Annotated in this window: 18 protein-coding genes, 2 tRNA genes and 2 rRNA genes; 18 read left to right on the forward strand and 4 right to left on the reverse strand. The window is 45.3% G+C overall.

Going from position 1 to position 26,963, the window contains the following annotated elements; genetic code table 11:
- Positions 1-63: 63 nt before the first annotated feature.
- The 3 genes from NUW02_01575 (at position 64) to NUW02_01585 (ending at position 2,454) form a co-directional block, all read left to right on the forward strand.
- Entirely contained in the window at positions 64-1,023 is a 960-nt protein-coding gene (locus NUW02_01575) for an MBL fold metallo-hydrolase (GenBank protein ID MCR4274721.1), read from the forward strand.
- A 52-nt stretch (positions 1,024-1,075) separates the two neighbouring features.
- Entirely contained in the window at positions 1,076-1,795 is a 720-nt protein-coding gene (locus tag NUW02_01580; protein MCR4274722.1) for a hypothetical protein, read from the forward strand.
- 137 nt (positions 1,796-1,932) lie between these two features.
- Positions 1,933-2,454 (forward strand): hypothetical protein, encoded by a 522-nt coding sequence (locus NUW02_01585; GenBank protein MCR4274723.1) that lies wholly within the window; start codon positions 1,933-1,935, stop codon positions 2,452-2,454.
- A gap of 99 nt (positions 2,455-2,553) precedes the next feature.
- Here the strand turns inward: NUW02_01585 and NUW02_01590 are convergent, their stop codons facing one another.
- Positions 2,554-2,808, reverse strand: coding sequence for a 50S ribosomal protein L28 (locus NUW02_01590; protein ID MCR4274724.1), 255 nt, complete (start codon positions 2,806-2,808; stop codon positions 2,554-2,556).
- A 55-nt stretch (positions 2,809-2,863) separates the two neighbouring features.
- Between NUW02_01590 and NUW02_01595 the strand changes: the two genes are divergently transcribed.
- The 14 genes from NUW02_01595 to NUW02_01660 all read left to right on the forward strand — a co-directional run bounded on the left by NUW02_01595 (position 2,864) and on the right by NUW02_01660 (position 23,116).
- A complete protein-coding gene (locus NUW02_01595) occupies positions 2,864-3,295 on the forward strand; it encodes a four helix bundle protein (GenBank protein MCR4274725.1) in 432 nt (143 codons plus the stop codon).
- Positions 3,296-3,337: 42 nt separating this feature from the next.
- A complete protein-coding gene (locus NUW02_01600) occupies positions 3,338-3,946 on the forward strand; it encodes a site-2 protease family protein (protein MCR4274726.1) in 609 nt (202 codons plus the stop codon).
- A 240-nt stretch (positions 3,947-4,186) separates the two neighbouring features.
- Entirely contained in the window at positions 4,187-4,603 is a 417-nt protein-coding gene (gene rpsL / locus NUW02_01605; GenBank protein MCR4274727.1) for a 30S ribosomal protein S12, read from the forward strand.
- Positions 4,604-4,704: 101 nt separating this feature from the next.
- Positions 4,705-5,202, forward strand: coding sequence for a 30S ribosomal protein S7 (gene rpsG, locus NUW02_01610; GenBank protein ID MCR4274728.1), 498 nt, complete (start codon positions 4,705-4,707; stop codon positions 5,200-5,202).
- Between the two features lie 702 nt (positions 5,203-5,904).
- Positions 5,905-8,049, forward strand: coding sequence for an elongation factor G (gene fusA / locus NUW02_01615; protein ID MCR4274729.1), 2,145 nt, complete (start codon positions 5,905-5,907; stop codon positions 8,047-8,049).
- A gap of 539 nt (positions 8,050-8,588) precedes the next feature.
- Entirely contained in the window at positions 8,589-14,801 is a 6,213-nt protein-coding gene (locus NUW02_01620) for a right-handed parallel beta-helix repeat-containing protein (GenBank protein MCR4274730.1), read from the forward strand.
- A 104-nt stretch (positions 14,802-14,905) separates the two neighbouring features.
- Positions 14,906-15,571 carry a transposase gene (locus NUW02_01625; protein MCR4274731.1) on the forward strand — a complete coding sequence of 222 codons (666 nt, stop codon included), beginning with the start codon at positions 14,906-14,908 and terminating at the stop codon, positions 15,569-15,571.
- 168 nt (positions 15,572-15,739) lie between these two features.
- The gene (locus NUW02_01630) at positions 15,740-16,039 is read left to right on the forward strand and encodes an RNA-binding protein (GenBank protein MCR4274732.1); all 300 of its coding nucleotides are present in this window, start codon (positions 15,740-15,742) and stop codon (positions 16,037-16,039) included.
- 510 nt (positions 16,040-16,549) lie between these two features.
- Positions 16,550-20,633, forward strand: a 23S ribosomal RNA gene (locus NUW02_01635).
- A gap of 102 nt (positions 20,634-20,735) precedes the next feature.
- Positions 20,736-20,805 (forward strand) — tRNA-Lys (locus NUW02_01640).
- A 14-nt stretch (positions 20,806-20,819) separates the two neighbouring features.
- Positions 20,820-20,896: transfer RNA gene (locus NUW02_01645), tRNA-Met, on the forward strand.
- A gap of 88 nt (positions 20,897-20,984) precedes the next feature.
- A 5S ribosomal RNA gene (gene rrf, locus NUW02_01650) occupies positions 20,985-21,092 on the forward strand.
- Positions 21,093-21,231: 139 nt separating this feature from the next.
- Positions 21,232-21,993: a hypothetical protein gene (locus tag NUW02_01655; protein ID MCR4274733.1), complete on the forward strand. Its 762-nt coding sequence runs from the start codon at positions 21,232-21,234 to the stop codon at positions 21,991-21,993.
- Position 21,994: 1 nt separating this feature from the next.
- Positions 21,995-23,116, forward strand: a complete 1,122-nt coding sequence (locus NUW02_01660; protein MCR4274734.1) for a rod shape-determining protein RodA — start codon at positions 21,995-21,997, stop codon at positions 23,114-23,116.
- A 56-nt stretch (positions 23,117-23,172) separates the two neighbouring features.
- Here NUW02_01660 and NUW02_01665 read toward each other — a convergent pair whose 3' ends face one another.
- From NUW02_01665 to NUW02_01675, 3 genes are all read right to left on the reverse strand, one after another.
- A complete protein-coding gene (locus NUW02_01665) occupies positions 23,173-23,772 on the reverse strand; it encodes a type II secretion system GspH family protein (protein ID MCR4274735.1) in 600 nt (199 codons plus the stop codon).
- A gap of 61 nt (positions 23,773-23,833) precedes the next feature.
- Positions 23,834-24,091: a hypothetical protein gene (locus NUW02_01670; protein MCR4274736.1), complete on the reverse strand. Its 258-nt coding sequence runs from the start codon at positions 24,089-24,091 to the stop codon at positions 23,834-23,836.
- A gap of 45 nt (positions 24,092-24,136) precedes the next feature.
- Positions 24,137-25,279: a glycosyltransferase gene (locus NUW02_01675; GenBank protein ID MCR4274737.1), complete on the reverse strand. Its 1,143-nt coding sequence runs from the start codon at positions 25,277-25,279 to the stop codon at positions 24,137-24,139.
- 131 nt (positions 25,280-25,410) lie between these two features.
- Here NUW02_01675 and NUW02_01680 point away from each other — a divergent pair, with 131 nt between their 5' ends.
- Positions 25,411-26,769, forward strand: coding sequence for a sugar transferase (locus NUW02_01680; GenBank protein ID MCR4274738.1), 1,359 nt, complete (start codon positions 25,411-25,413; stop codon positions 26,767-26,769).
- Positions 26,770-26,963: the final 194 nt, after the last annotated feature.

Raw genomic sequence — 26,963 nt, forward strand, 5'->3', positions numbered from 1 at the left:
TCTTGGTTTTCTTCGCGCCGGGCACCCTTCACAGGGAGCCCGGTGTTTTTTTATCCAGCACTTATGTTAAGTGCTGGATTTATTTCTTTTGGAGGAGCTAAGCTCCTCCAAACTAATCTGGATTTTATCTCACGGATATATACTGAACACATGCGCTCATGGAAACTATATCTTTTTGCACTCGCGCTTCTTGTTTTTATAACGGGAAGTATTTGGTATGTTGCACACCAATTTGAACGTGAGCCAGTTTTAACCGTTGCATTTTTAGATATTGGACAAGGCGACTCTATATTTATTGAAAGCCCGTCGGGAAAGCAGATGCTTATTGATGGTGGTCCAGACAAGCATGTCATACAACAACTCTCTCGTGTGATGCCGTTTTTTGATAGAAGCGTTGATGTCGTTCTCAACACACATCCGGACAAAGACCACATCGGCGGATTGCCCGAGATACTGCGTCGCTATGATGTGTCGTACGTTATGGATCCAGGAATTGAATCGGACAGTGGAACGTACGGATACTACATACAACTTGTCGAACAGGAAATACAGAAGGGCGGAAAATATATTGAAGCTCGGCGAGGACAAATAATTAATTTTCAAGATGGTGCATACGTGCGCATTTTATTTCCTGACCGTGACGTAAGCGCTGTGACAAACAATAACAATGCATCTATTGTTGTGCAGGTTGTGTATGGAAACACAGAAGTGATGCTGACAGGTGACGCACCACAAAGTATTGAAAAATATGTGGTGGCGCTTGACGGAGCAACACTCAAGAGTGATATTTTGAAAGCGGGACACCATGGTTCACGAACATCAAGCTCTCCTGAATTTGTACGAGCAGTTTCTCCGACGTACGCGATTATTTCTGCGGGAAAAGATAATCAGTATGGCCACCCACACAAAGAGGTTATGCAACTTTTTGCATCATCAAGCATTCAAACCCTCGCCACATACGACCTCGGTATAATCATTTTTGAAAGCGACGGGAAAACAGTAAAAGTAGAAAGTGGTATGTAGTAAGCACAGAAGTTCAACTCTGCCGGGGTGGGGTTTCCACGGTGAACGGTGTATGGTTTCATACACACGTGCTATTATGTATGGACGTTATTACCTTATCTATATAAACACTATGTCAGAAAAAATAACCAAATATCTCACACCTGTCGTCGCACTGTTCTTCGCAACTGCGCTTGGCGTTACCGCCGCAACTACTATTGGGACGGACATTGTGACAGGGGGAATCCTTACCGTAACAGGTACTTCAACATTATCGGGGAATATACAGGGACTCGCAGGTGTTGAACAACCCAGAGCCCTGTTCGGCGACACTGAAGCAGTTTTGTATGGTGATGGCGCAACACCGCCAAGTATTACTTTGGGTGGAACCGCTGTTTCTCTCTTTAGTCCTGATACTTCATCAAATGTTACCGTGCAAGATACCTCTGCAAGCATAACCTCAGGACTCGCATCTATTACGGTGTATAGTTCAGATTCCATTTCTATTTCTACCTCAAACCTGCAAGTCCCCGCCCTTATCACTGCAGGAAACGACACCGTGATTGACGCGGGAGGTGACGGGACAGCACTCTCATTTGATTCTTCTGGTGGTGGTCCGGTGAAGTCAAACGTCCCTTTTGCCATCCCGTCTGCCGCAACCCTTCCTGCCTGTTCCAGCGGTATTGCACCTGCCGGATTTGCTGCGCTTATGTTGGATACAACCGGCCCCGACTTATGTTTCTGTAACGGTACTTCCTGGGCACCCGTTGATGGGACGGGCACGTGCTCGTAATTTGTAATTTATTAAGGTGGCATTTATAAACAAAAATCACGCTTTGTGTCTGTAACAGTACTGCGTATGTGTTAGTTTCAGATACAGTAACGGCTTGTACTTTTAACGCAAACTAATTACATTAATACACACCAGATATGAAACATATACAAACTCTTGTTTTTGTGGCGATGTTATTTGTTTGTGGTTTTGTTCTTACTCCAAAAACATACGCGACGTTTGACGAGGTCACACTTGAAACAGCGGCGATTATTACCGTTGGTGTGTACGATTTAACTATCTATGGAAGCAGTGCCGAAATCGCAAGTATAACCGTTGATGAAAATGATTTTTCAGTTACCATCGAGAATGGTTCCGCTATTGTCGTTGCTTCAGCGGATAGGGTTGCTTTTTCACACGACGGGAATGCACTGTATGTAACAAGTGAAGTATGTAGTGATACCGAATCTCGCCTTGGTCTTGCTTCTGCAAGCGACACCACAACAATAACAGTTACTCCTTCAGGAACGTGTACATCTGAATCCGTGGGTGGGGGTTCTTCAGGAAGGAGACATGTTCTTGTTCCTCAAAATACCCAAACACTTCTCGAACAGTTCCAACTGCAGCTGATTGAGCTTCTCAAACAATATCTTGCGTTACTCGTGGCCTCGATGCACTAGTTGGTAGCCCCGACGCTACGGTCGGGGTCCCGACTGAAACGTCGGGAAAAGTAGAAAGCAAAAACACTCGGCATACTGCCGAGTGTTTTTTGTTGAAACCTATTTGAGGGCGCCGACTTTCTTGAGGGCGGCATACGCACCATTTTTGCGAATTGTTTTCATGCCACGGTTTGACACGACAACGTGTACACTTTTTCCGAGTTCAGGAATAAAAAGCTTGCGCTTCTGTAAGTTGGCCTTTCGGCGCTTCTTACCTCGTTTTACGCCAGGGTTAAACTGTGTCGCACGTGTTCTGTTGCTGTAGCGACCAGCGGTTAGTGTTGTTGCTCCTGTTATTACGCATTCTTTGGACATAAATCATTTATGAGAAATTTGACTTTATTGAAACTTGATACTAGCACAGTAAAATGTGCCAGTCAAAGCCCAAAATCCAAAGCACAAAGCTCAAAAAATGACAAACGAAGTTCAACAAGAGAAGAAAATATTTGATTTAGAAGAACGAAGTAGGACATTTGCAATGAATGTTCGACATTTTACGTCCACTCTTCAAAAAACTCAGGCAAATATAGAGGACGGTAAACAACTCGTCAGGTCGTCAGGATCAGTGGGGGCTAATTACATTGAGGCAAATGAGTGTTTGAGTCGTAAAGATTTTGTTTTTCGTATACGAATTTGTCGTAAAGAATCTCGAGAAAGTAGCTATTGGCTTAGCCTTATTTCAATTAACACCGAGGAACTCGAAGGAGTCCGAAAACGCTTATACCGTGAGTCGTTGGAACTTGCTCGAATATTTAGTACTATCATGTGGAACACTGAAGCCAAAATAAAATCTTCTAAATAATTTTTTTGGATTTTGTACTTTGAGCTTTGTGCTTTCCTCATCATGTCTGAAACCATTATTGTTATTGCTATTGTAATGTTGTCTGTCGTTTTGCACGAAGTGGCGCATGGCTACATGGCAAATGCATTAGGCGACCCGACCGCACGACTCGCTGGTCGTCTCACACTCAATCCAATTTCTCACCTTGACCTCATTGGTTCTATTATTGTTCCAACCGTCACATGGCTTTCGGGAGGATTTATTTTTGGATGGGCAAAACCGGTTCCATACAATCCGTACAATTTGCGTGCGGGGAAGTGGAGCGAAGCGTACGTTGCCCTTGCTGGTCCTGCAACCAATCTTCTCCTTGCTCTTATTTTTGGTTTACTCGTTCGTTTTGCGGGAGGGGTACTTCCTCAGGGCGTTCTCTCTGTCGCAGTTCTTGTTGTGGTGACCAATATTGCGCTGATGGTATTTAACCTTATCCCTGTACCACCATTGGATGGTTCAAAGGTGCTTATGGCTGTACTCCCACTCCAGTGGGCATCACGTTTTCAGCAAATTGAACGATTTGGGTTTATTTTTGTGTTTATTGTGGTTATCGTCGGATGGCGTTTCATTGCGCCCCTCGTCGGCTTCTTGTTTACCCTTATTACCGGCATTTCTTTTTAAATCAGGCGGGTCCCCCAAGGGGATTGCGATTTGCAACCCTGCTGTGCAGGGGCAAATCGGGAACTTGCACGAGGGCTCTTTCTATAGTATTCTCCCTGAAGCCGCTCCTGCGCCTGCCTGCCGGCAGGCAGGGATTTTTTAAACCGGACCCCGCACTCTCAGAGTGGTAGGGGAAAGAAAAAAAGAGTGCGGGATGACGACTTTGAAAGTCTCGCCTCGCTCACTAACAAAGTCAGCCACATGTCTACAATCAACCAACTCATACGAAAGAATCGAAAGAAATCAGCTCGTAAGACAAAGACGACTGCTCTTGGTCGTGGTTTTAACACACTTGAGAACCGACCATCACGATACCCATCTCCATTTAAGCGTGGTGTGTGTACACAAGTGAAGACAACAACCCCAAAGAAACCAAACTCGGCTATTCGAAAAATTGCGCGTGTACGATTGACGAACGGTCAGGAAGTAACGGCGTACATTCCAGGAATGGGACACAAGTTGCAGGAACACTCGGTGGTGCTGTTGCGAGGCGGTCGTGTAAAAGACATCGGAGTTCGTTACACTATTGTTCGTGGAACATTTGATGCTGAAGGAGTAGAGAAGCGAAGAAAAGGACGAAGTCACTATGGGGCAAAAAGACCAAAAGTAACCAAATAAGCACAAAATCCAAAGCACAAAGCTCAAAAGAACTTTAAATTATAAACAATCAAACATTTTTTGGATTTTAAATTTTGAACTTCGAATTTTAACTCATCATTATGCGTCGCAAACTAAAAGAACGAGAAAAACACCCAATGCTTCCAGACCGAGTGTACCACTCAGTTACGGTCAGTAAGCTTATTGCGCACGTGATTAAAGATGGAAAGAAGAGTGTTGCTCAAAAGCTTGTGTATGATGCATTTGATATTTTGAAGACAAAGAACAACATTGAAGATCCTTCGGCATTTTTGGAACAAACAATTCAAAGTGTTGCGCCAACAATGGAAGTTCGCTCACGACGTGTGGGAGGTGCAAACTACCAGGTTCCTCATCCGGTTCGTCCCGCACGACAATTGGCCCTCGCACTTCGCTGGATTCTTGAAGGCGCTCGTGCAAAGAAAGGTGCAGATTTTGCAACACGACTCGCAGGAGAATTGCTTGCCGCAAGTAAAGGGGAGGGAGGTGCCATGGCAAAGCGTGACAACGTTCACAAAATGGCAGAAGCCAACAAAGCATTTGCTCACTTCGCACTTGCGAGACCGAAAAAAAGAACGTAGTCATCATTTTTTCAAACACGAAAACCGCCAACTGGCGGTTTTTTGTTGACATAAATATCGAGAAAGAGTAGTGTGTTTTTAGGTTTTGTACTCTGTCTACAAAGAAAGGAAAAACAATGACCACCGTTTCGCTGGAAAAGCTTCGAGAGGCCGTCGACTTTCTCAAGGGGGAAGAAGAAAGACTTCGACAGGTTTGTAAGCGAGCCTGTTACTGCGAAGAGAATCACATGGATCTCAAAGGGGCGTGCCACCATTGCAACACTCACGGTCTCGTTTTCGATCTTGCGAAGACGGGTGGAAAAATTCTCGAGATGGAGACGGAGGAATTCCACATCGAAGCACCGACCTTTCTCGCTCGTGTGCAGAAGCAGTTTCCTAAGGCAGCCGCAGCGGCTATCTGAGTCTGGTAGTCGCACCCCGCGAGCTCATATGAGCGAGCGGGGTTTCTTCATACCTATATATTTTTTCTCGTGTACATTGCCAAAAAGTCCAATGGTGCTATAGTGTCGTTGCCCGTGTGGGCGTTTTTATATCATTGTTATTCCAACATCCCTGCCTGCCGGCAGGCAGGTAACTTCCAACTTCTAACCTCTACTTTATATGGACCGCGACTATCCTCTAGAAAAAGTACGTAACCCCGCACCAACGCAATGCGTGGTACGGGGCATGCTTCGGTATCAACATGTTCTAAATCATTAAACTATGAATAGAGATTACCCACTTGAGAAAGTAAGAAATTTTGGAATTGTGGCGCACATTGACGCAGGAAAAACAACCGTGTCTGAGCGCGTGCTTTTTTATACAGGAGTGTCTCACAAAATTGGTGAAGTGCATGAAGGAGATACCGTCATGGATTGGATGGACCAAGAGCGTGAACGTGGTATTACGATTACCGCCGCGGCAACGACGTGTTTTTGGACACCGTCGTATGACACGACGAACACGGCACTCAAGCACCGATTCAATCTTATTGATACCCCAGGACACATTGACTTTACGATTGAAGTGAAGCGCTCTCTCCGTGTGTTGGATGGTGCCGTTGTGGTATTTGACGGTGTGTCAGGAGTTGAACCACAGTCAGAAACAAACTGGCGTTATGCAGAAGAAGGAAAGGTGCCACGTATGTGTTTCATCAACAAGTTGGACCGCATTGGTGCATCATTTGAACGCTCATACGCCTCTATTCTTGACCGCCTCACCAAGGACGCAGTTCGCATGCAAATTCCAATTGGTGAGGAAGAAAAACATGAAGGTGTGATTGATTTGCTCACGATGCGCGCATTTTATTTTGAAGGAGATAAAGGTAGTGTTCTCCGACAAGATGACATTCCTGAAAACTTAAAAGCAGACGCAGAAAAATATCGTCACGAACTTATTGAAAAAATTGTCTCCGAGGATGAAGCACTCATGCATCTGTACTTGGAAGGAAAAGAAATTCCACTTGCCGAACTAAAAGCGGTGCTTCGCAAGGCGGTTATTGCAAACCTCATCATTCCGGTGTTCACTGGTTCTGCGCTCAAAAACAAAGGTGTTCAATTAGTACTTGATGCGGTTATTGATTACCTCCCATCACCGCTTGATATTCCTCCCGCAAAAGGAATTGACCCAAATACAAATGAAGAAATTGTTCGTCATGCGTCCGATGAAGAACCCTTCGCAGCTCTCGCATTTAAGGTGCAATCAGATCCATTCATTGGTCAGCTTACATTCTTCCGCGTGTACTCAGGTTCCCTTGAAGCCGGTTCGTATGTGTATAACGCTACAAAAGAAACAAAAGAGCGCGTTGGGCGTATTGTGCGTTTGCATGCAAACGATCGAGAAGAAGTGAAGAAAGTGTTTGCTGGAGAAATCGCAGCAGCGGTTGGACTTAAGGACACAAAAACATCCGATACGCTCTGTGATGAAGAGCACCCAATTATTCTTGAACGAATTAAAATTCCCGAACCAGTTATCTCTCTCCGTATTGAACCAAAAACAAAGGCAGACCAAGAAAAACTCGGCATGGCACTCAAACGTCTTTCGGATGAAGACCCAACCTTCCGCGTAACATCAGATCCAGAAACACTCGAAACCATCATTGCGGGCATGGGCGAATTGCACCTTGAAGTGCTTGTTGAACGCATGCGTCGTGAATTTTCAGTTGATGCGAACGTTGGTAAGCCACAGGTGGCCTATCGTGAAACGATTCTCGGGGAAGCAGATGTTGAAAATAAATATGTTAAACAAACTGGTGGAAAAGGTCAGTATGGTCACGTGAAGATTAAAGTGAAGCCGATGGACACATCTATAAAAGATGAAGATTTGCCAAAGAACACAAAGCGAGATGAGGGATTTGAATTCATCAACAGCATCAAAGGAGGTGTTATTCCACAAGAATTTATTCCAGCAGTTCAGAAAGGACTTCGCGAAGCGATGGACCGAGGTATTGTGGCTGGTTATCGCATGGTGAACGTGTCCGTTGAACTCTATGATGGTTCGTACCACGATGTGGACTCATCTGAAATTGCGTTCAAGATTGCTGCATCACAGGCGTTACAAGAAGCTGCACGAAAATCACGCCCCGTGCTTCTTGAACCAATTATGAAAATTGAAGTGGTTATTCCAGAGCAATTCATGGGGGACATCACCGGAAACCTTTCATCAAAGCGTGGACAAATTGAAGGGATGGAAGACCGCGGTCAGCTCAAAGTGGTTCGTGCGTTTGTTCCACTCTCTGAAATGTTTGGATACAGTACAGCGCTTCGTTCTATGACGGAAGGACGTGGAAACTCAACAATGGAATTTGACCACTACGAAGTGGTTCCTGACAGCGTCGCAAAAGCAATTATTGAACAGCGAGCAAAGTGATAGTTGCACGTCGTTGATGATGTGTTACTCTCAACAAAGGTTCTTTTTCTTGGAGACGGGAGGTGCTCATAAAACACCGCAGTGAGTGCGGCAGTGCGGCAAAACCTGTGAGGATTGCCGTTCGTGCGCCAGTGGGTAACCACTGGCGCATTTTCTTTTTATTATATTTTTAACAAATTGACTTCCATGATAGTGAGGCGTATCGTCGTTTTTAGGCAGTTCTTACAGACAAGTCGGAGAAAGGGCTCCCATGAAGAACCTTTTAAGGGAAACTGCAATTCTCTTCAAGCTTCTGGTTTTTGTTTCTCTTGCCTTGGTATATGTACTTGTCGTTGGCATTCCTGCCAGCGCAAAACGAGCCTAGGAGCGTTCCCACTAGCACCGGAGCCGTCCACAGTACGTTCAACTCACCCCGCCAAGGCAGGGTGATTTTTTAACAGTCCAACACACTTTTTACGGTCTTCTAAACGAGATATCCACTGTTAAGCCATTATTAAGAGAAATGAACTCAATAGTGCTTTATACTTGTAGGTAGCTCTATGAGTCAGCCACTTTTCATTGAAAATAAGAAATTTATATCGACAAAGGAGGCGTCGAAACTGTCTGGTTATACCAGTGACTATATTGAACAGCTCAGTCGAGCGGGAAAAATCGAGTCAATGCTCGTGGGTCACGTTCGACTTGTTGAAGAAAAAAGCTTTCTTGCGTTTGTGGTGGGGGCAGAATATAAAGGTTTCGGCACACCTGCCCCCACTCTAGCTTCTGTAGAAGAATTTCCTGTTTTGACGGACACACCAGAGACACTTGACGTACCGCATCCAGTCACCACAACTCCTACGCCTGCACACAACATAGCATCACCATATCGTTCTCCTAAAAAACTTCCAGCAGCCAGCACGCTCGTTGGCATATTTTTTATTTTGCTTGGACTCTTTGCACTTGAAACACATCCTGCATACGCACGCAAAACATATGACACACTCGCTCGCGTACCACACACGGTTCTTTCTTTAGAGGGAGTTGTTGTGAAGATACTTGCAGATGGAACTCGCGACACACTCAACATGACAGTAAGAGGTTTTGAAACGTTTGCACGCACAGCACCACGACAGACATACAACACTCTTGCAGAAGTACCGAACACCGTCCTTACTTTTGTCACACACCCAATAAAAACAATTCAGGCAGTTGTACAGAACATACACACTTTTGCACGGACTCTCGTTAATATCAACTCTACGATTACGGGCATGTATACCACTGGTGCAGAAAAAACAGTAGCCCTGACACTTGGGGGTTTTGATACCGTTGTGAGTGCAACACAACAACTTGCTCGAAACACACAATCGGTTTTCAAGAAAAGCCTTGCAGCTGTCGCGGAAAGTTTTAATGCGCCAAGTGTGGGCACTACCACACCAAGCACACCAACTTTTTTTGAAAGAATGGGGATTTTTTTTGGAAGAGTACGACTTGCACTACGCTCGTGGCTTGGTATCACCAATACACCACAGACCGTCATCAATCTGCCCTCAAACACTTCGCCAACCCTACCACCGTCGACAGTGACACAACCAATAGTGCAAGGACCAGAGCGCACGATTGAAACACGCACCATCACAACCAATACCGTCTCCGGCATCACTTTTCTCGACATGACGAATGCCATTTCTGGACTTCGCGCAGAACTGCTTCCTAAAATTAGAATCGCAGCTCTGTCTCCTGATAATCGTTCTCCCGACAACTTTCTCGAACTCTCCGGCGGTACACTCACGGGCACACTCACCGGCACATCACTGTCACTCTCAAACAACCTCTCTGCTCTTTCTGCCAACATTGATAGCGGAACCCTCGTTATTGATGACATAAACAATCGTGTTGGCGTTGGCACGACCTCTCCAACCGACACGTTATCAGTCAACGGTCCTGTGTATCTTGTAAATACCACCCCAGGAGCAACAGGAAACCGACTCTACTCTGATTCGTTGGGCGACCTCTACTGGAGTGGCAACCTTGTTGGTGGTGGCGCTGTCGGTACATGGACATCTGCAGGTGGTGATGTGTACCGCCCAACGGGCAACGTCGGCATCGGCACCACTTCCCCATATGCCAAGCTCTCCGTTGCAGGTGACCTCGCGCTTACCGGCGGTTTGTATGACAACAATGCAACGCGTGGCACAAACGGTGCAGTACTCTGGTCAACAGGTACCGGACTCACATGGGTCGCCACCACCACCCTTGGTCTCGCGGGATTTCCTGTCGACTACATCAATTCGTCATCCACGATTGCCCATGCAGGCAACGCATCACTTGGCAACCTCATCCAGTGGAATGGCAGTGCGTGGGTTGCGACAGCAACATCGACACTCAACGTACTGCACTCGTCTCTCGCAGGATTACTCACTGACGATCACACCCAGTACGCCTTGCTTGCAGGACGTTCTGGCGGACAAACGCTTGTTGGTGGTACATCTGGCTCGGCGACATTGGTACTTGACGGGGATAGCTCGATAGCAGGGAGCACAACAGTAAATCCAGATGGCACGATTAGCGGGACCGCGGCTGTTACCGTGACCGTTGCAGCAAGTGACTCACTTCATAAAAACAAGGCGGATGTTGTTTGTACAGGAACCGCGGATCAAACGTGTATCAACAGTGCGTTTGCACTTTTGCCAGCCGGTGGTGGTCATGTGTTGTTGATGGAGGGTACGTACACAATTACGGGACCGATTATACCGAATAACAATACGTGGTTGAGTGGAGCCGGACACGCAACACTTGTTCAGATCGCATCTGCATCGGCAGGAGGTTTCAATATGTACTCAGGTGGTACAAGTGGCCACAATACAAACCTCATAGTCTCAGACATGACGTTTGATGCAAATGCCCGTCCAACGATTCTTGGCGTGTATGCCGCCGGAGGGTCTGACATTCATGTTGAACGAATGGTAGTAAAAAATGCAACAGGCACATCGTACGGAGTTCAAACTGTTGACCATACCAATGTTTCTATCACTAATAGCACACTGTCTGATTGGGCCGATTCTTGTTTGGAACTAAAAGCATCTGGACAAGTGCGTGTTACCAACAATGACATTAGACGTTGTTCGTTTCAGACATATGCACAATCGGGGGCGCGGGATTGGATTGTGTCCAACAACGTCCTTGTGGACACGAATTTTCTCATTACAGATGTTTCGGCGACGATTCAAGGATTTATCTTTTCCGACAACGTTTGGACGATAAGCGCGTTGAGTAGTTCTGTCGAAATTGCGTTTCGACGCATCAATAACCTGGTGGTGGCGAATAACATCATCGACGCCAGTACGCCAACGGCCGCTCACACGTCGGTTCCGTTGATTTATGTTTACTCGACGGTCAGCAACGCAACAATCATCGGAAATGAGATTACTGATGCGACGAATGCTAGTGGGTACGGATACGGTGCTATCACCGTAGCTGGTAGTAATGTGTCAATTCTCAATAACCGTATCTACGCACCAAAGGACTATAACTGGGGAGTGAGAGCTACGACCGCGGCGACCAACTTGGTAATCAAGGGCAATACGATTAAGAGCACCTCGGATAATGCCAGCGGTGCACTGGTGGACCTATCAAACACCGTCAACGCGACAGTTGAAGGGAACATATTTGATACAGGTGTGACTGGCATCCGTGTTGCGGCGAGCGCCAGCGGCACCCGAGTCGCTGATAACCGATTTATTTCGGTCACGACTCCGTATGCCAACTCCGACACGACATCTCCAGCCGAATCATTTCTAACAATCGGAGGATCAGGTGACGTTGGTCTCGCACGCACGTCCGCTGGTGTGCTTCGTGTCACCAATGGCTCATCTGGTGGCGGTGCATTGTGGGCTGATTATTTCAATGCGACCTCAACCACGGCAACCTCAACGTTCTCTGGTGGACTGACAACTGGTGCGATAGGGTTGAATGTGTTGATGAATGGAAACGTTGGTATTGGGACAACAAGCCCAAGTCAAGCACTTGACGTTGTGGGGTCAATAAAAAGTTCAGCACTTACTTCTGGGCGTATTCCAATCATTGGAACAGGTGGATTAATTACGGACGATATAGGGTTGGCTACGCGAGGAGACGTTGGTTTAAAGAAAATAATAGGAACAGCAAGCGTGACATACACGGTTTGTGCATCCGATTCAACAAATAAAAACAAATGTGATTATGTTGCGGATGGTACGGCCGATGAAGTAGAAATACAGACGGCGATTGACGCACTTCCAGCAACTGGTGGCCATGTTCTTCTTTTAGACGGAACATACAACACAACATCGGAAATCTACACACACTATGGGCTCTGGCTTCAAGGTCAAGGGAGCGGCACCATTATTAAAGCGGTAAGCGGGACGGAGCGTGCGCTGATTTATATTCTCAATCGCACTTCAATCAAGGGCAACACAGCAGGAAATTATGTCACCATTTCAGATGTGACGCTTGATGGAAATTTAATTGCAGGTATTTATAACGTCTATGCGCAAGGGTATGATGCAACCGTTTTAAACCCGCGTATCTTACGTTCTACCATCAAAAATTCGACTGGGTCAGCGTACGGAATTTTGACCTCCGCTGGTGTCGAGGATATAGAAATCGCTGATAATATTTTTTCAGCGATTGGAGATAGTGCCATTGAACTACGAAAGGCGAGAAGGGCAGTTATTACTGGTAACACTTTTTCAACCGTTAACACAGGAGTTCAAATTTATACACACGCCAATGCGTATGGGTTTAGTATCGTAGGAAATACTTTCTTTAATTCCTCTGTACATTTTACAAATGATGGAGGGGTAAGCAGAGGGTTTGTCTTTACAGGAAACAATTTTATTAGGACGGTAGATGATGGTGGAAATGGTTTTGAGATACACGATGTAACAGACGTCGTAATTTCAGGAAATGTTTTTGATAGCTCGGTTCAAACCTCTTCGCCAATTGATCCGTTGATATGGTTTATTCCTGATGACGTGACACATGTAATGGCAAAACGTGTAGTCTTTTCGGATAACGTTATTTCACTTGGAACGGCCTCATCGGGGACTGTAAGTTATGATGCCATTAGGGTGGCGTCAGGTGATTCGATTACAATCGATGGAAACACAATCCTATCGCCAGGAACAACGGTGTCCAACGGAATCGCAGTTACTGATGTGGTGACAGGACTTACTATAAGAAATAATAAAATAATAGGTTCTGGTGCGGGGGCGAGTCGGGTTGGAATTAATGTAGCAACGGCGACAGGTGTTAGTATTGAAGGAAACCAACTTGATACATTAGAAACGGGTATCTCGGTGGCGGCTTCAGCTGCAAACACGCGTGTTGTGGGTAACACATTTTCAACCGTGACCACGCCGTATAGTGTTCTTGATACTACCGCCGTATTGTTTTCTATAAATAATACCGGTAACGTCGGCATCGGCACCACTTCTCCCGAAGCGACGCTCTCGGTGAAAGGTTCTGCCGGCACTGCGAACATCTTTGAGATTGCCTCATCAACGGACGCGAATATTCTTACGGTGACGGGGACGGGAAATGTGGGAATCGGAACAGTCATACCAGCATACCCGTTAGACGTGAACGGAACAGCTAATGTAACCGCATTACGTTTCTCATCTTCAGGAAACGTACTTTCGGCAAATGGGAATGTTAATATTCGAGCAGGTGATCCATCACTTATCTATAACGCTCTCAATAGTTTTGTCGGATTTTACGCAGGTTCCGCGTCATCTATTGGTTCTCCTGCACGCAAAATTGAATCACTTGATGCAAGTAACCCCCAACTGCGACTCACACATACCGTAGGTTCTGTGTACACGGATTTGCAAACGAATTCATCTGGAAATCTTGTTATTTCACCGACCGGTGGCAACGTCGGCATCGGGACCACATCTCCATGGCGCACACTGTCGGTTGTTGGCACCGCCGCCTTCTCCAGCACATTGTCAGCAGAATCAGGACCAGACAACTACCTCTGTATTGACCCGACGACGTATGAAATCACCAACGGAGGAACAGACTGTGGTGCGTCATCCGAACGGTTCAAGGAAAATATCATAGATATACCGTATGGTTTGGCTGACGTCATGAAACTCCGACCGGTATCGTTTAACTACAAGGAAGAAATCAACCCCGATATCTCACCGCGCATTGGATTCATTGCTGAAGACGTTGCCATTATCATTCCCGAGGTCGTTAGTTACGAAGATGACGGCGTTACTCCACAGGGCGTTGACTACAATAAACTTACAGCACTTCTCGCCAAAGCAATCCAAGAACTTTCCGCGAAGGTTGATTTGATTTTTGCCGATGTAGAGACACTACTTGCTAACGCAAGCTCCGGCGTGTCACATTTCTTTGAAATTATTGTGCACAGAATCACGACGGATGAATTGTGCGTGGGAGCGACGTGTGTGAATGAGACGCAGTTGCAAGAACTTCTTGATAATGCAAACGTATCGCCGACGCCAGCGCCTGTTGAGCCACTTCCGGCGGATACTGGTGGAGGAGGTGGAGGAGACACAACGCCTCCAGTTGAAGAGCCGCCAGTTGTGGAGGAGTCGCCATCTGAAGATCCTCCAGTTGAAGAACCACCAATTGTCGAAGAACCTCCAGTCGTTGAAGAACCAGCACCCGTGACAGAGGAGCCCGTTATTGAGGATCCGTCGCCAGCACCCGAATCAGCACCCGAATCAGCACCCGAGATAGTCCCCGAGCCCACACCATAACTTGGGAGCTTAGCTCCCAAACCTCTCCCGTCCCACTCTCGCGTCTTTAGTTTTTTCTCATACCCCTTCCTTCATACTCCAACGTGGGAGCTTAGCTCCCACATATGAGAAAAACCAAATTTGTGACAGGAGAGTATTACCACATATACAATCGTGGAACAGACAAGCGCGATATCTTTTTGTGTGAAGATGACATACAGAGATTTTTTCTCGGCATGTCCGAATTTAATTCGACCGAGCTGACTGGAAGCATCTACGAGCGTAAACTTGTAAAGAAAAAACTTGGGAGCTTAGCTCCCAAAGGGTTACCGCTTGTTATGTTTGTTGCTTATTGTCTCAATCCAAATCACTACCATTTCGTAATTAAACAGATTGCTGAAAACGGTGTCTCCAAATTCATGCATCGGCTAGGATCCGGCTATACAAATTATTTTAATGAGAAATATAAAAGAAGTGGGGGCTTGTTTCAGGGTACGTATAAAGCAATACACATCTCTTCAAATGAATATTTACTGCATCTTAGTGTTTATGTGAATTTAAATTTCAAAGTTCATGGACTTGGGAGCTTGGCTCCCAAGTTATATAGGTCAAGTTGGGGCGAGTATATCGGAGGGGGAGAAGAAAAAGAACAGTTTTGTATGAAGGAAATTATTTTGGACCAGTTTTCCGCTCGACAGGACTATGAAACATATTGCAAAGAGACACTTATAGATATTGTTCAAAGAAAGGAAAATAAAAAAGGTTTGCAGGAGCTTCTTTTGGAAGCCTAGCTCCCAAAGAGGGTGGTTTACCCAGCACTTAACTTGTTTTAAACAAGTTAAGTGCTGAGTTTATTTTCTTTTTATCCTCGTTCTGCTACACTATGCAGGTAGTTTATTAAGTGTCTTGAGCGGAAAACACATCGTTTTCGGTTCGAGAAGTTAGCAAAGAAAACGTATATGACGGAAGGAGCAAAATTGTACGTCGGCAACTTGAGTTACGACACAAGTGATCAAACACTTGGTCAGTACTTTGGACAAGCCGGCACGGTTGTTTCGGCAACTATTATCAAAGACAAAATGACTGGTCGTTCAAAAGGCTTTGGATTCGTCGAAATGGGTAGTGTTGACGAAGCAAACAAGGCGATTGAGATGTTCCACGAGAAAGACTACGAAGGACGTCCTCTCACTGTGAACGTTGCGCGTCCTATGACGGAACGAGCACCGCGAAAATTCAACGACAACGATAAAAGTTGGTAGCATCCACTTCGAACAAAAAACCACCCGAAAATGGGTGGTTTTTTGTTCTCCACACGTTCTCCCCAAGAACTTTGGAGAATCTTTACAAACCCGCCGTAAAACCCTTATCAAATAAGCTTTTTTAACCACACCACCAATTTATGTGGAGGGTGTCATTTTTGAGGCCCAAAACCTTGACATGAGAGCCTGTATAGATATAATAACCACACTACGTATGAATACATCAGCTAACTGCATATCGACACGGAGCAACTAGTTGCGCACATTCGGTGTGCCGTTGGAAACTCCGCTTGAAAAGGCGGTTTTTTTGTTCTCAAACGTGGTAGATGAACTTTGACAACTGCATAGGTAGTAACAAAAAGAAACAAAAATCTTGTCCTTTTGAGTAGGACAAGAGCAGGTAGTTTCATTGGTTAATCTAGCTCCAATGAAACAACAAAGTAGAAATATGAAAGTAGTATGCAATCCTCTTGTAGGCGATTGCATACGAGACGGTTTTTAGATTTCCTAACGGGAGATTTAAAGGGCGTATGGTGGATGCCTTGGTTCAATGTGGCGATGAAGGACGTGGTGTAACTGCGATAAGCTTCGGGGAGGTGTTAAGCAACCTTTGATCCGGAGATTTCCGAATGGGGAAACCCCTGCGCGCAAACCGCGCAGACGCGCATAGCACAGAAATTCGAAGCACGAAATACGAAAATCGAAACAAATTCAAAATCATAAATTCAAATGTTTTAAACATTTTGATTTAGAAAATTAGATATTGTTTCGGATTTCGATATTTGGATTTAGGATTTCCGCGCTGTGCGCGGGCATACCTGGGGAAGTGAAACATCTCAGTACCCAGTGGAAAAGAAAACAATTGTCATTCCCTTAGTAGCGGCGAGCGAAACGGGAGAAGCCCAAACCGTGCGTAGCACATGGAATGTGATAGCGAAGCCCGTAGCTTGTAGCGCAGTAGCTTGTTAGGAAATTCCTAAGAAGCTAACGAAGCTAATAAGCTAAGAAGCTTCCGCATCATCGCGTTTCGCGTGCTGCGTGCGGGGTTGTAGGGCGGTAACGCCTATCTTCGGATAAGGAGAAAGTTACAAAATGTGTTCTTAGCAGAATGCGCTGGAAAGCGCGACCCTAGAGGGTAATAGTCCTGTATGCGAAAAGAACACATCTTTCTAGTTACCGTTCCTGAGTACCTCAGGACACGAATAGCCTGAGGGAACCTGCCGGAACTAACCGGCAAGGCTACATACACATTGAGACCGATAGTGAACTAGTACCGCGAGGGAAAGGTGAAAAGAACCCCGGAGAGGGGAGTGAAATAGATCTGAAACCATATGCCTACAAGGAGTCAGAGCGGATGCATCACATTGTGTGTGATGCTCATGTATCACAAAACATGAAACATGTAACAAATTTTTGTTGCGTGCTACATGCTACATGATTCGTGAGTATCGTGCGTAGCGTGATGCGTCCGTCATGGCGTGCCTATTGAAGAATGAGCCAACGAGTTTATGCACACGGCGTAAGATAAGTCCTTTGTCGGACGAATCTGTAGGGAAACCGAGTGTGAATAGCGCGAACATAGTAGAAGTTAGAAGTCAGATGACAAGGTGCTTCGGTATCTTTGAGTCTGGCCTCCAACTTCTACTTTTAGTCGTCTGCATAAGACCCGAAGCTAGGTGAGCTACCCATGAGCAGGGTGAACTCTGTCGAAAGATGGAGGGAGGCCCGAACCGGTTGATGGTGCAAAATCTTCGGATGACTTGTGGGTTGGAGTGAAAAGCTTATCGAACCTAGTAATAGCTGGTTCTCTCCGAAACAGCTTTTGGGCTGGCGTCTAACGTACCTCTTGGGGGTAGAGCACTGGATGGTCTGGATAGGGAGAAATCTCGCTGGACCAATCAAACTCCGAATACCAAGAGTAAATTGTTGGGCAGTTAGACCGTGGGGGCTAAGCTCCACTGGTCAAAAGGGAAACAGCCCTTGATCTCAAGTTAAGGTCCCAAAATCAATGCTAAGTGCACAGTCGAGGAGGTGAAGTTTCTTAAACACTGAGGAAGTTGGCTTAGAAGCAGCCATCTTTTAAAGAAAGCGTAACAGCTCACTCATTTAGAGACTTCGCGCCACAGACAATCGGGGCTAAGCATTGTACCGAAGCTGAGGATTCAACCGCATCACATGGAATGTGATGACGGTAAGCTCAAATTTCAAAGCACAAAGCTCAAAAATAATAGCAGTGAGAGGTCGGATGTTTGAAGTTAGAAACTATTATTTTTTGGATTTTGAACTTTGGATTTTGGATTTACGCATCATGCTTCGCGTGATGCGGTTGAGTGGTAGGAGAGCATTTCCATCTGCGATGAAGCCGAAGGCGTGAGCCACGGTGGAGCGTTGGGAAGAGCGAATGTTGGTACAAGTAACCGCAATGCGGGTGAAATACCCGCACGCCGAAAGAACAAGGTTTCCTTCGCGATGGTAATCAGCGAAGGGTTAGTCGGGCCTAAGTGGATGGCGAAAGCCGAACATGATGGACACATGGTTAATATTCCATGACCTGGGTGTATTTCGATGGAGAGACGGAGTGCTGTATATATCGCACATTATTGGATTTGTGTCGGGAACATGAGGGCGCTTGTTAGGTAAATCCGGCAGGCACTATCCCAAATGTTTTCGGGAACTTAATCTTCGGATTAGGGAACGATACAGAGCGCGCTTCCAAGAAAATCTTCTAAGAATAAATACAAACAGACCGTACCGCAAACCGACTCCGGTGTTCAGCTCGAGTAGAGTAAGGCGAACGAGTGAGAGGTCCTCAAGGAACTCGGCAAAAAAGCGACCGTAAGTTAGCAATAAGGTCTGCCCGGCCGCATCACATTGGATGTGATGCTCATGTATCACAAAACATGAAACATGTAACAAATTTTTGTTGCGTGCTACATGCTACATGATTCGTGTGCATCGCGTACAACGTGATGCGGTTGGGCCGCAGCGAAAGTCTCCCTGGCGACTGTTTATCAAAAACACAGCTCCCTGCGAACTCGTAAGAGGATGTATAGGGGGTGACACCTGACCAATGCCAGAAGGTCAAGTACGGAGGGTGTACGCATCACATTGGATGTGATGCTCATGTATCACAAAACATGAAACATGTAACAAATTTTTGTTGCGTGCTACATGTTACATGATTCGTGTGCATCGCGCACAGCGTGATGCGTATGCTGAACTGTATAAGCCCTGGTGAATGTCGGCCGTAACTATAACGGTCCTAAGGTAGCGCAATTCCTTGTCAGGTAAGTTCTGACGCGCACGAATGGTGTAACGACTGGGGAACTGTCTCGAGGACTCGCTCGGTGAAAATACAATGGGGGTGAAGATGCCCTCTACCTGCAGCTAGACGAAAAGACCCCAGAAGCTTTACTACAGCTTGATATTGGGCGTACGAGTTGAATGCGTAGCATAGATGGCAGAGGTTGAAGGCGAGGTTTTGGCTTTGCTGGACTCGAAATATGAAATACCATTCTTTCAAATTGTACGTTCTAACCCTGACGGCAAAAACGGTAGGGAACAGTATCTGGCAGGTAGTTTGTTTGGGGCGAATCCCTCCTAAAAAGTAACGGAGGGGTCTATAAAGGTCCTCTAGGCGCGAATGGAAACCGTGCCGATAGTGTAATGGCAAAAGAGGGCTTAACTGCAAGACGGACATGTCGAGCAGGTACGAAAGTAGAGCATAGTGATCCGACCTTTCGCTTTAGATGCGGGGGGAGCTCAACGGATAAAAGCTACTCTGGGGATAACAGGCTGGTACCGCCCGAGCGTCCATAGCGACGGCGGTGTTCGGCACCTCGATGTCGGCTCACCTTATCCCGGGGCTGGAGAAGGTCCCAAGGGTATGGCTGTTCGCCATTTAAAAAGGTACGCGAGCTGGGTTCAGACCGTCGGGAACATGTATCGTGTGGCATGTATCATGTAACATTTTTTGTTACAGGTTGCATGTTTCATGTTTCATGATCCGACAGTCTGAATCCCTTCGAAGTAATGTTGTGTAATTGGACTTTCCGATTTCAATGAAATCGGTTGCCCAAAAATCTTTTCGTCTTTTAAGATGAAAAACTAAAAGGAACCAATCATATCACGGCGGTCATACGAAGTAATTCGTATGAATCAAGTTGACTTATATCGGAAAAATCCTTCATGGACAATTCCGAGGGAACTCGTTTTGACGGGCCCGTAGAGACTACACGTCAGCCATCCAAAAAAGTTGGATGAAGGTATAGTCCAATGCAACGAGCAATCGTTGGAAACATGCGTGAGACAGGTTGGTCTCCTATCTGCTGCAGGCGTTGATTTTTGAGAAGATTCGTTCCTAGTACGAGAGGACCGGAATGAACTGACCTCTGGTGTGGCAGCTGTACCGCCAGGTGCATCGCTGCGTAGCTATGTCGGGAATGGATAACCTCTGAAAGCATCTAAGAGGGAAGCCAACTTCAAGATTAGAAATCATTAAGACCCGTGAGAGATGATCACGTTGATAGGCATTAGGTGGACGCGCAGTAATGCGTGGAGCCGAGATGTACTAATTCGTCGACATCTCCTGTTAGGTAATCTGAAAATCGATTCATAACCGACCGTGTGCGGTACACACGGAACGCATTGTTTTCTTTTTGTTACACACACAAACACTGAAGAGTGGTACTTTCGTGCGAAGGTAGCTCACGGAGAGCACTGGACTCTTGATCCAGAGGTCACAGGTTCAATTCCTGTCCTTCGCACCGCCGTTCTTTCACGGGATGTAGCTCAGCCAGATAGAGCGCCGGATTCATAGTCCGGAGGTCACAGGTTTAAATCCTGTCATCCCACCCACCCTCTTCTTTATGAGAAGGGGATCACTCTTTAGTGTTTGTGTACTACTTATGCAGTTGTCAGAGTTCATTCTGATTGAAAATTTTGTTCTGGTGGCTTAACGGTGGGGATACACCCGATCTCATTCCGAACTCGGAAGTTAAGCTCATTAGTGCCGATGGTAGTCCGCAAGGGCAAGAGTAGGTAGCCGCCAGAACAAAGTATTCAATTACAAAAAACACCACCTCGAGGGCGGTGTTTTTTGTTTATGAAAACGCTTTCTTCTGCTATCCTGTACATGTTCTTGTATTGTCTTTAATCTCTAGTATCTAATCTCCAATATCTAATTTTTCCATATGTCCTGGACGTCAAAAAAACAAGCCACCTATTTATTTGGAACCATAGCATTCTTGGTTCTTGTGATAGGTATTCCAACTTTTTTTACGCTGTATAAAGCACCGAGTTGTAGTGATGGAATACAAAATGCTACAGAAAATGGAATTGATTGTGGTGGGTCATGTGAACGTGTTTGTAGTTTTCAGGCAGCAGAACCAATTGTGTATTGGGAACAAGAATTTCAAGTAGCACCTGGGGTGTACACAGCGGTTGCGCTTGTTGAAAATCCGAATGACACCTATGAAGCGGTTTCTGTTCCGTATGTGTTCCGACTTCGTGATAATCGCAACGTGCTCGTAGAAGAACGAAAGGGAAACGTCTATCTTCCACCACACGCCATTGTTCCTATTTTTGAAACAGGTATACAAACAAAAGAGCGTATTCCAACTATTACTGACTTTGATTGGCTTGCAAGTCCAGATTGGGTGCATTCATCGTTTGTGAAACCCGATGTTGTTGTTATTGATAGACAGATGAATGGTGTTGATTCAGCACCACGTCTCATCGCACATGTGCGTAACAATACGCTGGATACCTTTCTCAAAATTCCCGTGGTAGCTATTTTGTATGATGACAAAGACAATGCGATACATGCTTCCAAAACAGTGATTGAACGCTTGTTGGGAACATCAGATGAAGAGATTGTGTTTACGTGGCCTCAGCCGTTTCCCCGTGCAGTAGCACGTATTGATATCATTCCACTCTTCTCGTTCGTACAGTAGTATGTCGTTTCTTGCCCTTCGTTCCGTTGACTGGACACTCCTTGCAGCAACACTCGTGTTGTCTGCTTTTGGTTTGGTAACGATGAATTCATTCGTTGAGCCAAATACCTTTTTTGAACAACAATTGGTGTGGCTCTGTATTTCTCTCGCCGTCTTTTTCTTCGCAGGACTCATTGATTGGAGGTTTTTACGAAACACCCCTGTTGTCGTTACGTTGTTCCTTATTTCCATTGCTTCGTTGGCGCTCTTATTTTTTCTTGGCACGATAACAAAAGGAGCGGTTTCCCGTTTTGATTTTGGGGCATTCTTTCTTCAGCCGTCTGACCCAGCAAAATTAGTACTCGTGATTTTACTCGCAAAATATTTCTCCCGCAGACATGTTGAAATTGCACACGTGAGACATATTCTTGTGTCGGGATTCTACGCACTTATTTTCTTTGTTTTACTCTTTATTCAACCAGACTTCGGGGGCGCTATTGTGGTGTTCTTTTTGTGGCTCGGCATGGTCCTTGTATCTGGTATTTCAAAAAAACATCTCGCACTCGTTTTTTTGATTGGCGCACTTGCGTTTGGAGGATTGTGGGGATTTGTATTTCAAGACTATCAAAAAGATCGCATACGAACATTTATTCACCCACTCACTGACATTCAGGGTGCTGGGTACAATGCGTATCAATCAACAATAACCGTTGGTTCGGGAGAATTTCTTGGGAAGGGAGTTGGATTTGGAACACAGTCACGATTGCAGTTTTTGCCAGAGTATGAGACAGATTTTATTTTTGGAGCATTTGCAGAGGAGTGGGGCTTTGTTGGTATCCTTCTTTTGTTGTTGTGTTTTGGGGTTGTGGTGTGGCGAATTCTGCGAGAAGCGTTTCTAGGCGCGACCAATTTTGAAACATTGTTTGCGATTGGTGTGGCTCTCACCCTTGCTGCTCCTGCCATCATTCACATCGGTATGAACGTTGGCCTCCTACCTGTTACGGGAACAGTTCTCCCGTTTGTGTCATATGGAGGAAGCCACCTTGTTATTGAGTTCTTGTCTCTCGGAATACTTTCAGGTATGCGCCGATACCGTCGCGCTACACACCGAGATGTGTTTGGTGATGAAGTGGTGATGCAATAGAAAACCCGCCACCAGGCGGTTTTCGTGCTTTGAAAAAATATGAGGTGAGCAAAGGGTTAACTTTCGTACTTTCCAACAACGAATTCAAATCCGTATACTGCAGGGTTTCCAAAATCAAAGTTAGGACAGTTCCATCCTGGAGATAATTGGTGTCGACCGCTACTTGTTTCCATGTCAACAACTCCAAGGACATAAAATGCACCACGATTTACAGGACAGCCCCAAGACCCTGCGGGAAAACGATAGTATCGGAGATTGTTTTGAAAAGAGCTACCCGCTACACCAAGCGGATCAAAGACATGTCCTTGCATGTACTTTCCACCAACGAGTGATGTTAGAAAGTCATTGTCAAATGGTGTATCCCAGTTACCCGCATCACCCATAGCAGGATCACCTGCACGGTTAGCTGATTCACCAATTACGTCTGCAGGAGGGTATGTCTGATTGTCTGAGAAATAGAGTTCTAGTCCAACCTGTAGTTCTCGGATAGATGAAATTCTTTTTGAGTCACGAGCATTTTTTCGTGCACTGTTTGTAGCTGACATCACCACACTTGAAAGAAGCGCGATGATACTTATAGAAACCATAACCTCAATGAGGGTAAACCCAGCACTAAAAAAATGATTTTGCTTTTTAAAATGTTTTTGAGAATACATACATCTGTAGGTCCTTTTTAGTGCTGGATAAATCCTTGATTATTTTGATATGTTGATGAAATTATTGCTGTCCTGCGGACGTTCGGCTCAGTGGTGGAATATCACGCTCCGGATTAATTCCCGGGTCATTCACAGTTCTTAGAAAAATAAAAAGTGCGAGTGTTATAAATACGGCGCCACTAGCAAGAAGTGTTACACGTGCAGTTACTTCGGAATGCACAAGGCCACTCTTAATAAGTAACGATACAAGAGGACTTCGCTGTCCTTGTAAAACAACTGATGACATTGATCGTTCATCAAAAATAACGTCGTTGGTCATGACTCTATACTAGCTATTCCGTGTGTATTTGTCGAGAGGTACAATCTAGGTAACATATACACGCTTTGTTTGTGTAAGCATTTCGTCTTTTGAATATTGTTCTGCGATAGTTTTTTTCAACCCTGCTCCAAAGCGTGACCGCTTAGTCTCATTTTTACATAGGTTTTGTAAGGCTTTTTTGAGTTCCTCGGTATTTGAAGACGTGACGAGGAGACCGCTCTTTTCATGCGTTATAACTTCTGGAATACCACCAACGTTTCCTGCAATACACGCAAGTCCTGCAATTCCGGCCTCAAGAAGTACATACGGTACACCTTCTTTAAGGGAGGGGAGGAAAAAAATATCAAATGCACCGTAATACAAATAGCCCCGTGGCACAAATCCAAGCATAACAATATAGTTCTCGGCATTATTTTTTTTGATGTGTACAGAAAGTGTTTCGCGCAATTCACCATCACCCATACACACATAAAAAATCTTTTCGGACGCCGATTGATTATATGCAATCACAGCATCAATGGCGCGTAGGTGATTTTTATTTGGTGTGAGTTCAGCATTGGTGAGCACCCAGATATCATGCGCATGTTCTTCAATCACTGTTTGGTCAAAAAGTTTTAATCGAGCGATGTCGCGTTGCAACGGCTCATACATCGCAATGCCGTTTCGTATGAGGTGAATTTTATTTTTAACGAAGGGCATGCGCTGTCCAATGCGCACATCATATTCTGAAATACAAATAGTTTTGTGTGTGAAAACAATGGTAAGCCATGAAAAGAATACGATGAGGATTTTTTGTGCCATATTTCGCTGCTCCCAAAACGGCCATCCGTGCGCGGTGAAAAGTATTTTTTGTATTCCCGCGAGACGTGCAACAAACGCACCCACACCACCGGCCTTTGAAGAGTTGAGGTGCACAACATCGGGTTTGAACATTTTGTACAATTTCCACAACTCAAACAGGGAAGAAAATTCTTTTCTAAAACTAATATCGCGTTGAAAACTTTTGATTTCAAACACGGGAATATTTTTTTCACGCAACATCGAGACAAGTAGTCCATTGCCACCACACGCAACCGCAACCTCGAACTCTGAAGTGGGGAGTGACGTTGCTATATCGTATACGTATCGTTGCGCTCCACCCCAGTTGGACTTGGTGATGACAAAGAGTATTTTTTTTCGTCCGTTCATTACATCACTATATCCAGCACTTACCTTTACGGCAATAGCTAAAATAAAAAGTGATTATGGTAAGTGCTGGATATATCCTTTGTTGGGTGGGCTTCACAAGCGCCCCACTCTGATGTACCGTGTGTGTATTCATGCACGTAGGGAAAATAGTTAATCGTTCAGAAGCATTCATTCTCTTCCTTGGGGACGTACTCGTCCTGTATTTTTCATTGTGGATAACGCTTTTTTTGAGACGTTTTGAAATTCCCGACACAAACGCCCTTGAGTCACACTTTCAGCCTTTCACAATCCTTTTTGTGTTGTGGATTCTAGTATTTTTTATTGCGGGACTCTATGACAAGCACACCACCTTTCTTAAAAAGCGTATTCCGTCCATTATTTTGAATGCACAAGTGGTCAATATCATTCTCGGTATCTTTTTCTTCTACTTCATTCCCTATTTTGGGATTACACCAAAAACAACACTCTTTATTTTTCTTGTTGTGTCTTTTTTGTGTGTGGTTACGTGGAGACGCAACAGTCTCATGTTTTTTGAATCTCCCGAACGGCAGGCCGCAATACTTATCGGAAGCGGAAGCGAAATGGACGAACTAAAGCGTGAGGTCAACGGCAATCCCCGGTACGGAATCTTTTTCGCCTCAACAATAGATTTGTCTGATATTGCTGACTTAGATTTTCAGAAAGAAGTTGTTGAGCGCGTATATGCCGAGGGTATCACGACAATCGTGATAGACACTAAACATGAAAACGTAATACAAATCCTGCCCAAGTTTTATAACCTCATGTTTTCAGGTGTTCGGTTTATTGATATGCACAAAGTGTACGAAGACATTTTTGACCGTATTCCACTTTCTCTCGTGCAACACAGTTGGTTTCTTGAAAATATTTCCGCGACACGAAAGTTTACATACGAATTTTTGAAACGTGCGATGGATATTGTGCTCTCTATTCCGCTGTTGCTTGTATCTTTCGTTCTTTTTCCTTTTGTGTACCTTGCCATTCGTCTTGAAGACAAGGGTCCGTTATTTATTTCACAGGACCGTGTGGGAAGAAACAACCACGTCATTCGTATTTTTAAGGTGCGTACGATGACGGGAAGTGATTCGGGAGACGATGTGCTTGCAAGCAAGCACGAAGTAACCAAGACGGGAGCGATACTTCGAAAACTTCGCATTGATGAATTGCCACAACTATGGAACGTGTTTCGTGGGGACCTTTCTTTAATTGGTCCGCGCCCTGAATTTCCTGCAATGGTAAAACACTACGAACACGAAGTGCCGTTTTATAATGTGCGTCACTTGATTAAACCCGGGCTGTCCGGTTGGGCGCAGATTTATCACGAACATCACCCGCACCACGGAACGGATGTGGGGGAGACGCGAGTGAAACTGTCCTATGATTTGTACTACATCAAAAACAGAAGCATTACACTAGACCTCAAAATTGCACTCAAAACGGTGAAAACCATTCTATCGCGGGCGGGAATATAAAATAGCTTGTTAGGTTGTAGCTTCGTTAGCTTGCTAGGGAAGAGAGGATAGCTTGTTAGCTTGTAGCTTCTTTAGCTTGTTAGGGAAGAGGGGAAAAGAGCCTAAAATAAGGTTATTTTGGGCATACGAGGAAGTATTGACCCCGATAGTGTTTTGCCCGCGTTAAAACACTATCGGGGTTGACAAAATGATAA

Source organism: Candidatus Campbellbacteria bacterium (assembly GCA_024653945.1).
Lineage (GTDB): Bacteria > Patescibacteriota > Minisyncoccia > Phycocordibacterales > EsbW-18 > EsbW-18.

Bases quoted from the DNA above. Each gene is read 5' to 3' on its own strand.
- NUW02_01575 (MCR4274721.1), top strand. From the start codon at position 64: ATGTTAAGTGCTGGATTTATTTCTTTTGGAGGAGCTAAGCTCCTCCAA.
- NUW02_01580 (MCR4274722.1), top strand. From the start codon at position 1,076: ATGGTTTCATACACACGTGCTATTATGTATGGACGTTATTACCTTATC.
- NUW02_01585 (MCR4274723.1), top strand. From the start codon at position 1,933: ATGAAACATATACAAACTCTTGTTTTTGTGGCGATGTTATTTGTTTGT.
- NUW02_01590 (MCR4274724.1), bottom strand. From the start codon at position 2,808: ATGTCCAAAGAATGCGTAATAACAGGAGCAACAACACTAACCGCTGGT.
- NUW02_01600 (MCR4274726.1), top strand. From the start codon at position 3,338: ATGTCTGAAACCATTATTGTTATTGCTATTGTAATGTTGTCTGTCGTT.
- rpsL (MCR4274727.1), top strand. From the start codon at position 4,187: ATGTCTACAATCAACCAACTCATACGAAAGAATCGAAAGAAATCAGCT.
- rpsG (MCR4274728.1), top strand. From the start codon at position 4,705: ATGCGTCGCAAACTAAAAGAACGAGAAAAACACCCAATGCTTCCAGAC.
- fusA (MCR4274729.1), top strand. From the start codon at position 5,905: ATGAATAGAGATTACCCACTTGAGAAAGTAAGAAATTTTGGAATTGTG.
- NUW02_01620 (MCR4274730.1), top strand. From the start codon at position 8,589: ATGAGTCAGCCACTTTTCATTGAAAATAAGAAATTTATATCGACAAAG.
- NUW02_01625 (MCR4274731.1), top strand. From the start codon at position 14,906: ATGAGAAAAACCAAATTTGTGACAGGAGAGTATTACCACATATACAAT.
- NUW02_01630 (MCR4274732.1), top strand. From the start codon at position 15,740: ATGACGGAAGGAGCAAAATTGTACGTCGGCAACTTGAGTTACGACACA.
- NUW02_01655 (MCR4274733.1), top strand. From the start codon at position 21,232: ATGTCCTGGACGTCAAAAAAACAAGCCACCTATTTATTTGGAACCATA.
- NUW02_01660 (MCR4274734.1), top strand. From the start codon at position 21,995: ATGTCGTTTCTTGCCCTTCGTTCCGTTGACTGGACACTCCTTGCAGCA.
- NUW02_01665 (MCR4274735.1), bottom strand. From the start codon at position 23,772: ATGTATTCTCAAAAACATTTTAAAAAGCAAAATCATTTTTTTAGTGCT.
- NUW02_01670 (MCR4274736.1), bottom strand. From the start codon at position 24,091: ATGACCAACGACGTTATTTTTGATGAACGATCAATGTCATCAGTTGTT.
- NUW02_01675 (MCR4274737.1), bottom strand. From the start codon at position 25,279: ATGAACGGACGAAAAAAAATACTCTTTGTCATCACCAAGTCCAACTGG.
- NUW02_01680 (MCR4274738.1), top strand. From the start codon at position 25,411: ATGCACGTAGGGAAAATAGTTAATCGTTCAGAAGCATTCATTCTCTTC.